This is a genomic window from Stenotrophomonas sp. TD3, from assembly GCF_001939825.1.
GTDB lineage: Bacteria > Pseudomonadota > Gammaproteobacteria > Xanthomonadales > Xanthomonadaceae > Stenotrophomonas.
Genome location: NZ_MOYM01000003.1, coordinates 78,990 through 92,820 on the forward strand (window position 1 = coordinate 78,990; position 13,831 = coordinate 92,820).

Sequence of the window (13,831 nt, forward strand, 5' to 3'; positions counted from 1 at the left end):
GAAGGCCGCCTTCGGGCGGCCTTCCTGCCTCCTGTAGAGCCGAGCCCATGCTGTTCGCATGTAAACAGAGGCAAGCGCTCTGCAATCAACTGTGGAGACTCGGTAACGACGTGTTACCGGCACATTCCCGCGTCATGCAAATGGGCTAGGCTGAGGCCGTGTGCTCGTTCCAGGTCGGTGCAATGAAAGCCATCCTCCTTGCTGCAATGCTGTCGTTGGCCCTGGTCTCCACTGCATATTCCCAGCCGTTGCCCACCGAACTGGCACAGCTGGGCATCGTCGCCGGCATGCCCTATGCCAAGGCCAAGCGCCTGCTGGATGCGGCAGGGTGGTTGGCGAGTCCCGCACAGGGCGCTCCCGAGTCACTTGAGGGCTTTCCGGAAGTCGGATGCCAGAAGGGCGGAAAGCAGTGCGCAACGACCTTTGAGAAGGGCGGGCAGCAGATCGCGGTGCGGCTGGGCACTACCCTGGCAGGGCAGCCGTTCGTGCAGGGCGCTGACTGAGCACCCGCCCTCACGCCAGCGGTAGACGGTCCTGTGCGTGCGACAGCCGGTCATGCAGCTCGCGCACATGCTCGGCCTTGGCATGCACCCGGGAAGTGTCGCCGAAGCTGCGCAGATAGGCGCAGGCCGCGAAGCCGGCACTCTTCTTTTCGTAGTCGGCAATCCAGGACAGTCGATCCGGATTGTTGGCCTGTTCGGCTGACCACGCGGCCACCGGCGGCCGGATGCGGTACTTCAGGCCAACGCGCCATGGCTTCGGTGTCAGTCGCGCACGGAAGCAATGCTGCAGCCGGCACATGCGCGCGTACAGGGTGTCGGTGCCCAGTGCCTTGAAGAATGCCTGCAGCTGCTCGTCCTCAGGTGAGAACGTGGAATGCATCGCCAGCACGCGCAGCCCCGCCGGTGTGCGGTAGGCGCGCAGGTGCCAATCGGGATGCTGTTCGCTGAAGGCGTCCACGCGCTTCAGCGCAAGCCCTTCAGCACCGCCGGCAGCGGCCAGACGCTGCTTCCGCCGCATCAGCAGTGCCGCGTTGACCAGCAGCACTGCCGCCACGCCCAGTACCAGGCCCACCAGCCAATGCCAGAGCACGGTGCCAATGATGGCGCCGGCAAGCAGCACGGCCGCAGCGACGATGGCCGGTATCACGCATCCAGCCGGCGGCTGCGCATGGTCGATGTCGGCGAACAGCACGTCGGGGCTGTTGAGGCACAGTGCGCCATAGCTGTTGCGGGTGATGATGACATCGCCGTCGCGCTGCACGATCTGCTCGCGGATCGGTACGCCCTCCACACCGTAGTTGCTGCGCACTTCGCGACGCGGCAGCACCTGCCCGGCGATGATGGCGTTGAGGACTTCATGGGCACGTGCGTCGGCGTGGGCCTGGGCTTGGGCAGGTCCCTCGTCGGACCAGCCGAAGCGGCGCACGACCACCGGCCGGCCACGGAAACGGGCCTGCAGGCGGGCCTCGGCCCAGTACGCGGGAACGATCATCATCGTGCGGTGCTCCATCATCCATGGCAGGTGCCTGAGTGAGTCTGGCACAGCCCCGAAGGGCCTGCATATGCCCGCTGCGGTGGCCGGGGCGGAGTGGTAGATTGCGCGCTTCGCATGCACTCCACCAAGGACGGAGCGATGTCCAGTTTCCTGCGTTGCCTGCTTGCCCTGGCCTGTGCCGGGGCGGTCGGCGTGGCCCAGGCGGGTACCCCGCCCGGGCCGCAGATCCTCACCACCGATGCCAGCCGCTTCTACGCGCTCTACGACAGCACCGGCGGCAAGCCCAGCGTCGCCCAGCTGGCAGGTTACCTGGCCGAAGGCAGTACGGGCCTGGGTGAACTGGCGAAGGCGCGCCGGGTCACGCCCGAGCGTATTGCCGAGGCCATTGCCAGCCAGCCCGAAGTGTACGCGCAGGGCCGCGGTTGCCTTGCGGAGCTGCCGGCGGTGAAGCAGCGCCTGGTGCAGGTGTTCGCCAACCTGCAGGCGATCTACCCGCAGGCCACGTTTCCGCCGGTGACCATCGCGGTCGGCCGCGGCCGGCCGGTCGGGTTGACCTCGAAGAGCGGCGTGATCATCGGCCTGGAAGCGCTGTGCGCAGCGGATTTCATGAATCCCAATGTGCAGGACCGCTTCGTGCACGTGATCGCGCACGAGTATGTGCACATCCAGCAGACCGGCCTGACCGACTTCGAGCCGGGCGACCCGCATGCGACGGTGCTGCGTGTTTCGCTGGGCGAAGGCATTGCCGAGTTCATCGCCGAACTGATTTCCGGCAACGTCGGCAACGGTCGGCATGCCGCCTGGACCCGGGGCCGGGAGGTGCATATCGAAAGCGCCTTCGCGCTGGATGTGGACAGCACCGATCTGTCGCCGTGGCTGTACAACTACAAGCCCGGTTCACAGGAGCCCTATGATCTGGGCTACTGGGTGGGCTACCGCATCGCCAAGGCCTATTACCTGCAGGCCAGGGACAAGCGCGATGCGGTACGTGCGCTGATCCAGCAGGACAATCCGAAGGCGATCCTCGCCGCCAGCGGCTGGACGCCAGGCATGTGGATGCCGGCCAAGGTGACCGGCGTGGCGGCTCGATAGGACGTTCTCAGTTTTTCGATTGGCCTTTGGTGTCCCGCCGACTATTCTCGAAGAAATTCACGATGAAGATACTTCGGAACAAGTTGCATCATCATTAATTTATTTGTGGTTTTCCAACTGAAGAATCAAGGCTATTTCTCTTGGAGTGTGGCTGCAAATTTGGCGGAAAAATCTAGGCAATTAGTTTTGATTTTACCGTGATGGCGAGAGTCTTTTTTCGGCCTGGGCGAGGCTTGCAATTAATGACGACTTCCTTTCCGTCGTGATTGTCAAAAATAGATACGGTAGTGTTTGAATTTAACCAGTTTGGTGGTTTTCCGAAGCAATCCAAGCCGCGAGGGGCGTATATTTCGTATCCGGTGTCGATGTAACAATAGCGCTCGTGAAAGAAATTCTCCGTGGCGACGTCGGCGACCTCAATGCTTAGTTTTTGAGATTTATCTATTTTTACAGATGCTCTTATCTCGGTGTGGGTTATGTGGGATTTTTCGGAGGTCACTATGGTGATGTTGGAGTTTTCCGACATTTTGCTCGCGGCCATTGAAATTAGGGCGCAAGATCTATCGTTCATGTATTTGTCATAGAAAACTGCCTCTTTTGCTCCGCCAAAGAATGCGCCAATGATATTCTGGGGGTCCTGGCTCTTCTGGTGAGGGAGTTTGTGAATCTCAAATGGTGAAATCCCAGCTTGACTGCCTTGATATGTGATTGCATTCAATTGCCTTATTCTTGTTCCTCGTTTGGTTAGGATTGTTAAATCTTTTATTGAAAGTTTCGCTGCACTGAGAACTACAAAGTTCTTTCCGGCGAAATGGCTTGCATTCTCGTAGAGGTCGAGTTCGCTCCCGTCTTGAATGTCGTCGACCATTTTTACGTTGCCAGTATTTCCTATGCTTGAGAGGAATGCTTGAAATAGATCTTTTTCGGTGGTAGACCTGAACTTTGACTCGAAGTGGTTCAGGATCCACTCTGATGCGACAATTCGCGAATGAGCGAGGTGTCTTGTAATCGACTCATCGTCCTCTAGTATAAGTGCGTGATGTAGCGCATCTGCGTGAATCGCCAGGATCATCCTGCACTCCTAAGCTTATTTCTCAGCAACTGACGGGTTGTCTTGTACGATTCGTCAAAGAATCCGGTCGGCCATTCTTGTGTGAATTCTCCGAATTCATTGACTTCTAACGGCGGATCGTTTTCGCTGGCCTTTCTTATGTAATTGAATGATACCGAATCTTTAGTAAATTTATTTCCCTTCTTTTTTGCTCTGCCTTCCGATATGGCGAGTTGTAAGCCGCGAACAAGATGTTCGCTATGAGTCTCAATTATGAATCGTTTGCCTAGTAGCGCGGCTTCTGCGATGAACTGAGCGAATCTTGTTTGGGCCATGGGATGTAGGTGAAGTTCTGGTTGTTCAACTACCAAGGTCGCATTCTTTGGCATCACTGCAGCCTGAACTATGATCGGGAATACTTGCGAGAATCCAAAGCCAACGTCCGTGATTGTGTCGGCCTTGTCTGTGCCTGAGTAGGAATCCGTCTCCCTGCTTTGAATCTTGAGTTTTACGAGCTCTGAAATGATCGTTGTTTTAGCTCTATGTCCGGGAAATACCCGGGATAGACCGTTCGTAAATAGCTCGTAACTGTCGCGAAGATCACTTCTTCCGGTTGTTGCCTTTTGACTCCTTCTTTCAAGATTAGCTAGAACACTCGGCGTGTGCTCGCCTCGTACTCCTACTGCAAGGTTGTGCGAACTCCGGATGTAACTTCTTGAAGGGCTTGATCGAAGAGGGGCTAGATAGAAGACATTCTTCTCAAGATGATTGACGAGTGTGGATATTGTCTCGTTAACTGACCTTATAAACAGCGATTGTGATATGTTTGTAATGGATGCTGCTCTGAATGTGAGTTTTTCCGTATTCTCAACGGAAAATTCTGGCTTGTAACCCAGTGATTCACCTTTGTCGAATCCGTAGGCTGCGTCGAAGGCTTTCACGAGGTTCTCGGAAATTCTAATGTTGTAGTTCTTCCGTGTTTTTTGCCGAGTTAATTTCCAGTGGCATCGAATTGCAGGGGATGCAAATTTTGCTCCGATTCCCAGGAGGCGTGCTTGGGATGACACTGGGTCGTAGTCGTACTCCACATCAATAGTCAATTCCGATACGGTGGTGCGAATTCGATATGGAGCGAGAGATCTGTATGCGGAGTCAGAATCTAGTGTTACGGAAAATCCAAACTTCTTTCGGATGTCGCGTTTGTTGACGAAATCTTGATATGTTCCGAGATCGACGTAATCTCCGTGGGCGGCCCACGATTCATGCTCATTTGATGGAGATGCTGTCTGTTTCAATCCCAGTAGCGCTTTGAGGATGGACGATTTTCCAGAGCTGTTCTCTCCAAGAATTACTGTGACAGTCTTTTCAAGGTTGAGCTTCTGATTCTTGAATCTCTTAAAATTTGATATTTCTATGCTCTTAATAGGCATCTTGCGTTCCTTTTGGGATTTTTAGGATTTTTTGAAAACGTGGGAAGTATGGAGGAGGGCGCTGCGCCACTGTCAGTAGTGAGGTCTGGAAGTCTTGTTCGCTACATTTTGGAGTGGAGTGATATTTTTTCGCGACATCCTTAATCCAAACTCGGTCATTAAGATGGTCTTTAGTCAGTTCTGGATTCAACACCGTTGTACATGAAAATCTCTGTGCTTTGAACACTCCGTTGCAGCGATGCGCGGATGTGCAGCGCGCTGGTCTATCTGGACTACTACACGCCGATGGCCAATGCGGCCGGTGGGCTCGACCCGCAGTTGGCCGACGACGGCGTGCATCCCACGGCGAAGGGCTATGCGGTGATGGCGCCGCTGGCTGAGGCGGCGGTCAAGCGCGCGCTGCAGCAGAAGTAGCTCCGGCGGGCAGGCTCGCCAACAGCCACTCACAGAAACTGATCACCAGCGGATCTGCCGCGCGGTCCTCATGCACCAGCCAGCTCCAGCGCGGGCCACGCACGCGTGCATCATCCAGCGGTTGCAGCAGGCCTTGATCGCACGCACGCGCGCTCAGCAGTTCGCTGACCAGCGCGATGCCCAGCCCTTGGCAGGCGGCATCCAGCAGCTGCCCGGGCTCGGAGAAGTTCATGCCCTCGCGGCGCTGTCCGACATCGGCGCCGCCCTGCACCTGCCATTGGCTCCAGTCCATTTCGCGCTCGCCATGCAGGGTCAGTCGTTCGTGCACGGGCGTCGCCAGCAGCTTGGGATGGCAGGCCGGAAAGAGGCGGTCGTGCAGCAGCACGCGGTGCTGGCACTGCGCCTGTGAGTCGAGGTCATCGCGTACCGCCACATCCAGCGTCTGCGTGGTCATGTCCGGCGCATCCTCGCTGGTCAGCAGCCACAGATCGGCGTCGGGATGCAGCCGGTGGAAGCTGGCCAGGCGTGGCACCAGCCAGTGTCGGGCGAAGGCCGGGCTGGTGTTGACGATCAGTTGATTCGGCTTGCGGTACTGATCGAGCCGGCGGATGCCGCTGGCCAGCTGCCGCAGCAGCGCCTGCGTTGTTTCCAGCAGGTCGATGCCGGCGTCGGTGAGGGTGACGCTGCGGCCTTGCCGGAAGAACAGTGGTTGTTGTAGCGACGCCTCCAGGCCCCGGATCTGCTGGCTGATGGCCGACTGGGTCAGATGCAGTTCTTCCGCTGCACGGTGGAAGCTGCCGAGCCGGGCGGCAGCCTCGAAACCCCGCAGGGCGTTCAGCGGTGGCCAGTGTTTGAGCATTCGGATAAGTAGAACTGTTCAGTTGATGGCTGAATCTATCGTTTGTTCTTATGGATTGGCAAGCGCAGCATAGCGCCCATCCCACACCGGCCATGGAGCCTGTCATGACCAACCGTCGTCACTTCCTCACCCAGCTGGCGGGCGCCGCCGGCCTTGGTGGCTTGGCCGCGCTCGGCATGGCCGGGTTGCCGGGTCGCGTATCCGCGGCGGGGCCGGGCGCAGGCATCTGGCGCATGCCGGACGAGCACGGCCCGCAGGAACGCGTGTTCCTGGCCTTTGCCGCGCAGCCGCGGGTGTGGGGCGCGCAGGCCGATGCGGTGAACGCCGCCGTGGCGCGGCTGGCCCGTACCATCGCCCGCCACCAGCCGGTCAGCGTGCTGTGCCGCCCGGCGCAGTTGAAGCAGGCGCAGGATCGCTGCGGCCGCGACAACATCGAGTTCCTCGAGGTGCCGCTGGATGACATCTGGGTGCGCGACTACGGCGGGTGCTTCGTCACCGATGGCCAGGGCGGGCTGGGCCTGGTCGACTTCAACTTCAATGGCTGGGGCGGCAAGCAGAGCGCGCGCAACGATGGCGCGGTGGCGCCGTGGCTTGCACAGGTGACCGGTGCCACGCTGCTGGAAAGCGATCTGGTGGGCGAGGGCGGCGGTATCGAAGTCGATGGCCACGGCACGGCCATCCTTACCGAAAGCTGCTGGGTCAACCGCAATCGCAATCCGGACTGGTCGCGTGCCGATATCGAGGCCGAGCTGAAACACCACCTCGGCCTGCGCAAGGTGATCTGGCTGCCCGGTATCGCCGGCAGGGACATCACCGATGCGCACGTGGACTTCTATGCCCGTTTCGTGCGGCCGGGCGTGGTGATCGCCAACCTGGACAACGATCCGGAGTCCTACGACTACGATCTGACCCGCGAACACCTGCAGATCCTGCGCGGGGCCACCGATGCCGATGGCCGTCGCCTGCAGGTGCACACCCTGCCGCCACCCCTGGACGGGCGCGACAACGTGCATACCCGCGACAACGACGATCTGGCCATGGGCTACATCAACTACCTGCCGATCAACGGCGCCGTGGTCGCGCCGCAGTTCGGTGACGATGCAGCCGACGGCTTCTGCCGTGAACTGCTGGAAGACATGTATCCGGGCCGCGTGATCGAACAGGTGGATATCGATGCGATTGCCGGCGGCGGTGGCGGCATCCATTGCGTGACCAAGAACATGCCGAAGGTCTAGTCCGTCACGGTACAGTGGCGCGGAAGCCGGCCACGCAGGGTGGCCGCCAGGGACGATGGAGTGGGTGATGCGGAAGGGAATCCAGGGCTGGCTGCGCCGCAGCGGCGCAACGATGGCAGTGCTGCTGGCCGCCGTGCCGGCGTTCAGTGCGGACACGGCGGCGCCTTCGCCGCTGACGCGTGAACCGGTGGGCGGCGTTTCGTTGGCCGAATGGACCGCCCGGTGGTGGCGGTGGGCCGACGGCCAGGGCGGCGCGCCCTATCTCGACCCGGATGGCCGCGTATGCGATGTGGGCCAGGAAGGCCCGGTCTGGAACCTGGCCGGCACCAACGGCCGTTTCCGGCCACATCGCGAATGCGTGGTGCCGGCTGGCAAATACCTGTTGCTGCCGATCATCAACATGGCGCACTTCCAGGTGGATGAGCGTGTGACCTGCAAGGAGCTGCAGGCCGGGGCAGCGGTCAACAACGATTACCTGATCAGTGCGGTGGTGCTGCTGGACGGCCAGCCGTTGGGCGACATGCGCAGGCATCGGGTCCGCAGCGAAGGCTGCTTCCGCATGGATGCCGACGACGAACACTCACGGCTGGCTGCCGCCGATGGGTATTGGGTGATGCTCAAGCCGTTGCCGCCGGGCCGGCACACCCTCAGCGTGGGCGCCAACTACGGCGTACCGGATGGTGGCGCGTACAGCCGCATGCGGCAATCCTTCGAATACGTGCTGCACGTGGGAGGGCGTACCCAGGTCGTATCGCGTGGACAGCCCACGATGCCGGTGGCGGCTCCCTGACGCTCAGGCGTCGTCCTGCTTCAACGCCGCATCGGCGGCCAGCAGCGCTTCGGCGGCCGCACTGAGCGGCGGCGACGGCGGGGCGACCACGCCGATCGCTTCCATCATCTTTGGCATGCCGAGGAACTGCCGGGCGCGGCGGTCGTAGATGCCGGTGACCAGCAGCGCGCGCGTGGCAATCCTCTGCTCGGCACCGATCAGCACGCGCTGCTCCATGATGCCGCGCGAGCCGACCCAGCCAACCAGCCGCGTCTCCAGGGTGAAGCGCTGGAACGGTTTGAGCTCGCGGCGGAACTGGATGGTGCCGGCACCGACGATCGGTGCCCACTTCTCGCGCAGCGCCACCCGGCCCAGGCCCATGCGCAGGATCAGGTCCAGGCGGCCCAGGTCGAAGATGTTCCAGTAGCGGCCGTTGGTCATGTGCAGGTTGCTGTCCAGGTCATTGGGCAGTACCCGGAACTGCAGCCGCGAGACCCCGAACGGGGCATCCAGCTTCGGCCGGAACAGGCTGCACAGCAGCAGATGGAGCAGGCGGAACCAGAGATTCATGGTTATGACGACTGTTATAGAGCGGCCGGTACGCTAATCTATGACGACTGTCTTAGCAAGGAGCCTGCCGTGAGCCCGCGACCCTCTGATGCGCCTCAACGCGTGATGGATGCTGCGGCACAGATGCTGGCGCGCGTGGGCCTCAATGCCACCAGCATCCGTGAAGTGACGAAGCTGGCCGAGGCGCCGCTGGGCTCCACCTACCACCACTTTCCCGGCGGCAAGCAGGAGCTGCTGGCGCGCGCCACCCACATGGCCGGCGACAAGGTGGAGGCGCTGCTGGTGGAGCTGCTGAAGGGTGGGGCGATGCAGGGCCTGCAGCAGTTCCTGGCGCTGTGGCGCGAGCGCCTGCTGCGCACCGGTTTCCGCGCCGGCTGCCCGGTGCTGGCCGCTGCCGTGGAGGAACCGGTGGAGGCGACGCCCAGCCAAGCCCGCGCGGCGGCTGCCGAGGTGTTCGCGCGCTGGCAGGGCCACCTTGCCACGGCGTTCGTCGCCGAAGGGCATGCCCCGGCGGCGGCGGGTGAACTGGCCAGCCTGGTGATCGCCAGCGTGGAAGGTGCGGTGGCGATGTGCCGCGCGCTGCAGGACATCGCCCCGTTCGACCAGGTGGCCGCGCAGCTGCTGAAGGCTGCCGCGCGGCCTTGATCCGGCTATCCGTGTGCGGGAGACACGCAGCTGGTCATCTGAAGATCATCAAGTAGCTCCAGCCGAGCACGATGGGCAGGAAGGCTGTGACGGCCGACGCGCCCAACCAGCGAAGGTAGCTGCGAGAGGCGGGCGCTCCCTGCCGCTTGAGGGCCCAGGCATGCGTCGGGAGTACCAGCAACGCCTGCACCACAAAGGCAACCACGGCGGCAAGCCATGCCATGAGGACGCCGAGGCAGCCATCGCTGAAGCAGCGGCTGCCAAACCATGAACCCCAACCGGCGAGGCCAAGCATTGGAACGAGCATCACGAGGGCGGCGGAGCGGGTGAGCTGGGACAGGTGCATGCCGTGGAGCACACTTTTTCTGGCGGAAAATCATAATCCAGCGCGCAGGCGCGCGGTACAAGGCAGGCGCCAGTCCGGCCCGTGGGTGATGGATCTGCGGCCCCATCGCGGTAGAATCCGCCATCACCGCTTACGCGTGCCCGGCAAGGATGTCCGCATGCAGTATCAGGTTCCCGACGTTCCCGTCCGCCATGCCTCCCGCCCGCTGGCGGCTGCATGAAGCGCTCGCGCCACTTTTCACGCAGCCCGCTGAAATTGCCGATGAACCACGGCAGCGAAGTCGTGCGCGCGCGGCAGCACCTTCAGCAGCGCGGCTGGCCGCGCCTGCAGATGGCGCTGATCGTGGCCTTGACCGGTGCGGCCGGTTTCCTTGCCTCGCATCTGCTGCGCCTGGCCGGCATCGACGCGATGCTGCTTCGCTACCCGATGGCCGTGCTGCTGGCCTATGGCGTGTTCCTGCTGCTGATGTGGGTCTGGATCCGCTGGCGTTGGGACAACGTGCTGGATGGGCTGTCGCCGGATGTAGGCGGCAGTGGCGCATCGCCGCGCGGTAGTGCCATGGAATCCCCGTGGAGCGGCGCCGGCGGGCGTTCCGGCGGTGGTGGTGCATCGGCATCGTGGAACGAGTCGGTGCCGGCCGGTGGCAGCGATGCCGGAGAGCTGCCGTTGACCGGGCTGGCCGAAGATGAAGCGGGCCTGCCGTTGCTGGCCATCCTCGGCCTCGTCGCGCTGGTGGCGACCGTCCTGCTGGCCAGCGTGTGGGTGGTGTGGTCGGCGCCGGTGCTGATGGCTGAACTGCTGGTGGACGCGGCCATCGCCGGAGGCCTGTACCGGCGCATGCAGGGCATGCAGCAGCAAGGGTGGTGGCGGGTATGCGTGTCGCATACGATCTGGCCGCTGCTCGGGCTGCTGCTGTTCTTCGCGATGCTGGGCTGGCTCGCGCAGGAACTCGCGCCAGGTGCGAGCCATCTGCTGCAGGTCATCCAGGCGCTGTAATTGGGGTGTGTACTTCATATGGCCAGCCCCGGCCCGTTTTCAGCGGCAATGGACAGTGGGCTATGATCGCGGTCGCCCAGGATTCGTGTCCGGGTGGTTTCACCTATCGGGAGCTTGTCGTACTGCATCTGGAACAGGGGCGCTGGATATCCGAACGCCCGCTGGGACACACAACCACTGACGAGGAAGAGCGCATGGATGTCGCTGCACGCAGGAACAGGACGTTGTTTCGTTGGATCATGGTGACGCTGCTGGCGGTGTTGTTGCCGTTTGCAGCACTGGCGCAGCCCACAGCCGGGCAGGCCGATGGCGCCGAAGCCGCCGCTGCCGCGGAAGAGGCGCAATGCCGCGCATGCGCCTATGAGCGCATTGGACCGAAGGTCGATATCGGCCTGGTGGCACTGGTGTCGCTGCTGGTGGTGGGCCTGCTGATCGCGGCGTCGCGGGAATGGGGCAGCACCTCGCAGCGCTGGACCTGCCGCACGCTGGCCCTGCTGCTGGTGGGCATCGGCGCAGCGTTGCTGTGGTGGGCCGGCAGCATCCTCTACCTGGGTTACAACCCCTGGCAGGAGCAGCTCGCACCCGGCGATGGCTCGCTCGGTTCCACGCTGCTGAGTACGTCGCCGAAGTGGCTGGCGGCACTGGTGCTGATCGGCTTCGCGCCTTCCATCTGGAAGCGCAGCGAGCGCCTGCCAGCGTGGCGTATCGGCTGACCCAGGAACGGCGGCGCCGGATCACGCCCGGCGCCGCCTGCGGCCATCAATCAAAGCGCCAGCGCACACCTGCGTAGACGCCACGACCTTCGCCCGGCGTCGAGCGGGCGACATCCCTGCCGGCATCGTCGTAGCCCGGTGTGACCGTGGCGGCGTAGTGGCGGTTGCCGATGTTGCGCATCTCCGCCCAGGCCTGCCAGCGACCGCCGGGTGCGTCGTAGCCGATGCGGCTGCCGAAGATCACATGGCTGTCGGCCCAGTAGCTGTTGGCGTAGTCGACGGCGATGCGCGAGGCGTATTCGGTATTGAGCGCGGCGTACAGGCCGGACGCGTGATCGAAGCGCAGTTCGGCCTGGTAGGCGTGGCGCGGCAGGCCGGGCAGGCGGTTGCTGCCGAAACGCGCATCGTGGCGATAACGGAAGTCACTGAAGGTATACGCCTGGCGCAGTGACAGGCGGCCCGGCGCAGCCTGCCACAACGTGCTGTCCAACCCGGCTTCGATGCCGCGGTGAACGGTGGGGCTGGCGTTGTTCTCGGCGATGAACAGGTTCGGCACCGGCTGCAGTTCGACGCTCAGCAGTTCGTGGTTCACGTGTGCGTAGTAGCCGGTCAGTTCCCAGCGACCCAGCGTCGCGTCACCGCGCGCGCCCAGTTCCAGCGTGGTGGCCGTCTGGTTCTGCATCGGCACCGGCGCGCGCTGGCGACCGCTGGACGGGCCATTGCCCGGCCCGAAGTACTGGTTCGAGCCCCAGATCATCGACCACGGGTGCGGCGCCTCCACCGAACGGCTGAGGTTGCCGAACCATTGGGTCTGCGCGCTGTGCTGCCAGGTGAAGCCCAGTCGCGGCGCGTAGTCCCAGTCGTGGTCGCGCAGGCGGCCGCCGCTGCTCGGCCAGGTCACCTGTACATCGCGACGGGTGTTGATCAGTGCCAGCCCGGTCTGCATGCGCAGGCGGTCATTGAAGGCGAGGGTATTGCTGACGTGCAGCGTGCTGTCGGTGCCGTGGTGGCGGAAGTCACGCGTGCGCGTGCCGGCGGCATAGCCGTTGCTGGCAAAACGCAGCGACTCGCGCACATCGGCATCCAGGTCATGGGTGACGCGCAGGCCGACCGCGGTTTCGCTGTCCAGGCCGAACAGGCGGTGCCGGTGGCGGTAGTCCAGCGTGGCGTTGAGGTTGGCGTAGTCCAGCTGCTGGCGGTACAGGCTCTCGTTCAAGTCCATCGGGTACTTGTGATAGACCAGTCCCGCCTGCAGCGAAGAATCTTCATCGATCTGCAGCGTGGTGACGTTGCCCACCCACGTGCTGCCGGGCTGGGGGCGACGTGCATCGATGGCCAGGTTAGCTGGGTTCGCCGCGTGCGGGTCATTGCGGATCTGGTCGCGGGTCAGGCGTCCGGGTGTTTCGTGGTTGGTTTCGCGGTAGCGCACGAAGAAGCGCGTCTGCAGGTCGGGCGTGATCTGCCAGCCGATGTTGGCCATTGCGCCCTTGCCGTCGCCGCGCGCATGGCGCTGATAGCCATCGAACTCGGTATCGGTGTAGGCCAGGAAGTAATCGACATCGCCGCTGACGCCGCCCCAGCTGATGCCGCGCCTCTGGTAGCCACGGCTGCCGGCTTCGTAGTGCAGCTGCACGCCCGCCGAATCACGGCCGCTGCGGCTGATGTAGTCGATGGCACCGCCCAGCGCCAGCGCGCCACGCTCGAAACCGTTGGCGCCGCGCAGTACTTCCACGCGCGACAGCCACAGCGGTTCCAGCAGCTCGTAGGGCGTGCCGCCCGGGCCGGTCAGTGGCAGGCCGTCGATCGACACCGCAATGCCCGAGGCATGCGCGCCCGGTCCACGGTTGATGCCCGAGCCACGGATCGAGACCTTGGTGCCCTCATTGCCCGGCGACTGCGCGCTGATGCCCGGTTGGTAGGCCAGCACATCGGCATTGCTGGACAGTCGGCTGTCGGCCTTGGCAACGTCGATGACATTGCTGGCGCCGGGCACGCGCTTGAGCGCCTCGCGCGCCTGCGCGCTGGCATCGGCAGCAGCGGTGACCTGTACGGCATCCAGCGTGGTGGCCTGCGGGGCCGCAGCGGCGATGGAGGAAAGGCCGAGGGAAACGGCCAGGAACAACAGCGACGGGGTGGGGCGGTACGACGAGAGCGACATGCGGAAATGCTGTAAACCACGGAAGTGGCGCGCAAGTTAACAGGTCGACGGCGTCA

Annotated in this window: 14 protein-coding genes and 1 pseudogene; 8 read left to right on the plus strand and 7 right to left on the minus strand. The window is 62.8% G+C overall.

All coding sequences use genetic code 11. The features are described from left to right. Positions 1 to 182: 182 nt before the first annotated feature. Positions 183 to 503: a hypothetical protein gene (locus BKE09_RS19675; RefSeq protein ID WP_075678318.1), complete on the plus strand. Its 321-nt coding sequence runs from the start codon at positions 183 to 185 to the stop codon at positions 501 to 503. A 10-nt stretch (positions 504 to 513) separates the two neighbouring features. Here BKE09_RS19675 and BKE09_RS19680 read toward each other — a convergent pair whose 3' ends face one another. Continuing rightward, positions 514 to 1,497 carry a hypothetical protein gene (locus tag BKE09_RS19680; protein WP_075678317.1) on the minus strand — a complete coding sequence of 328 codons (984 nt, stop codon included), beginning with the start codon at positions 1,495 to 1,497 and terminating at the stop codon, positions 514 to 516. Between the two features lie 138 nt (positions 1,498 to 1,635). Between BKE09_RS19680 and BKE09_RS19685 the strand changes: the two genes are divergently transcribed. Beyond that, positions 1,636 to 2,589: a DUF2268 domain-containing putative Zn-dependent protease gene (locus BKE09_RS19685; protein ID WP_075677455.1), complete on the plus strand. Its 954-nt coding sequence runs from the start codon at positions 1,636 to 1,638 to the stop codon at positions 2,587 to 2,589. A 172-nt stretch (positions 2,590 to 2,761) separates the two neighbouring features. Here BKE09_RS19685 and BKE09_RS19690 read toward each other — a convergent pair whose 3' ends face one another. Then, positions 2,762 to 3,661, minus strand: coding sequence for an MIT C-terminal domain-containing protein (locus BKE09_RS19690; RefSeq protein WP_083663127.1), 900 nt, complete (start codon positions 3,659 to 3,661; stop codon positions 2,762 to 2,764). After that, the gene (locus BKE09_RS19695; RefSeq protein WP_075677459.1) at positions 3,658 to 5,070 is read right to left on the minus strand and encodes a DUF3696 domain-containing protein; all 1,413 of its coding nucleotides are present in this window, start codon (positions 5,068 to 5,070) and stop codon (positions 3,658 to 3,660) included. The genes BKE09_RS19690 and BKE09_RS19695 overlap by 4 nt, the downstream gene beginning before the upstream one ends. A 215-nt stretch (positions 5,071 to 5,285) precedes the next feature. On the opposite strand from BKE09_RS19695, the pseudogene BKE09_RS19700 reads away from it, so the two are divergent. Continuing rightward, a pseudogene (locus BKE09_RS19700) lies at positions 5,286 to 5,484 on the plus strand (capsular biosynthesis protein); the annotation flags it as partial. On the opposite strand, the gene BKE09_RS19705 reads toward BKE09_RS19700, so the two are convergent. Then, the gene (locus BKE09_RS19705) at positions 5,459 to 6,343 is read right to left on the minus strand and encodes a LysR family transcriptional regulator (protein WP_075677461.1); all 885 of its coding nucleotides are present in this window, start codon (positions 6,341 to 6,343) and stop codon (positions 5,459 to 5,461) included. The pseudogene BKE09_RS19700 and the gene BKE09_RS19705 sit on opposite strands and share 26 nt — an antisense overlap. A 104-nt stretch (positions 6,344 to 6,447) precedes the next feature. On the opposite strand from BKE09_RS19705, the gene BKE09_RS19710 reads away from it, so the two are divergent. Both BKE09_RS19710 and BKE09_RS19715 read left to right on the plus strand, forming a co-directional pair. Next, the gene (locus BKE09_RS19710) at positions 6,448 to 7,578 is read left to right on the plus strand and encodes an agmatine deiminase family protein (protein WP_075677463.1); all 1,131 of its coding nucleotides are present in this window, start codon (positions 6,448 to 6,450) and stop codon (positions 7,576 to 7,578) included. Positions 7,579 to 7,645: 67 nt separating this feature from the next. After that, the gene (locus BKE09_RS19715; protein WP_240502948.1) at positions 7,646 to 8,368 is read left to right on the plus strand and encodes a hypothetical protein; all 723 of its coding nucleotides are present in this window, start codon (positions 7,646 to 7,648) and stop codon (positions 8,366 to 8,368) included. A gap of 3 nt (positions 8,369 to 8,371) precedes the next feature. Here BKE09_RS19715 and BKE09_RS19720 read toward each other — a convergent pair whose 3' ends face one another. Beyond that, a complete protein-coding gene (locus BKE09_RS19720; protein ID WP_075677465.1) occupies positions 8,372 to 8,917 on the minus strand; it encodes a thioesterase family protein in 546 nt (181 codons plus the stop codon). A gap of 69 nt (positions 8,918 to 8,986) precedes the next feature. Between BKE09_RS19720 and BKE09_RS19725 the strand changes: the two genes are divergently transcribed. Further along, positions 8,987 to 9,562 carry a TetR/AcrR family transcriptional regulator gene (locus tag BKE09_RS19725; RefSeq protein ID WP_014037706.1) on the plus strand — a complete coding sequence of 192 codons (576 nt, stop codon included), beginning with the start codon at positions 8,987 to 8,989 and terminating at the stop codon, positions 9,560 to 9,562. Between the two features lie 34 nt (positions 9,563 to 9,596). Here the strand turns inward: BKE09_RS19725 and BKE09_RS19730 are convergent, their stop codons facing one another. Beyond that, positions 9,597 to 9,908 (minus strand): hypothetical protein, encoded by a 312-nt coding sequence (locus BKE09_RS19730; protein ID WP_239530045.1) that lies wholly within the window; start codon positions 9,906 to 9,908, stop codon positions 9,597 to 9,599. Positions 9,909 to 10,124: 216 nt separating this feature from the next. Here BKE09_RS19730 and BKE09_RS19735 point away from each other — a divergent pair, with 216 nt between their 5' ends. Both BKE09_RS19735 and BKE09_RS19740 read left to right on the plus strand, forming a co-directional pair. Then, complete coding sequence (locus BKE09_RS19735; RefSeq protein ID WP_075677469.1) at positions 10,125 to 10,904, plus strand: hypothetical protein; 780 nt, start codon at positions 10,125 to 10,127, stop codon at positions 10,902 to 10,904. Between the two features lie 194 nt (positions 10,905 to 11,098). Next, positions 11,099 to 11,617, plus strand: coding sequence for a hypothetical protein (locus BKE09_RS19740; protein WP_075678320.1), 519 nt, complete (start codon positions 11,099 to 11,101; stop codon positions 11,615 to 11,617). 46 nt (positions 11,618 to 11,663) lie between these two features. On the opposite strand, the gene BKE09_RS19745 is transcribed toward BKE09_RS19740, so the two are convergent. Next, entirely contained in the window at positions 11,664 to 13,775 is a 2,112-nt protein-coding gene (locus tag BKE09_RS19745; protein ID WP_075677471.1) for a TonB-dependent receptor, read from the minus strand. Positions 13,776 to 13,831: the final 56 nt, after the last annotated feature.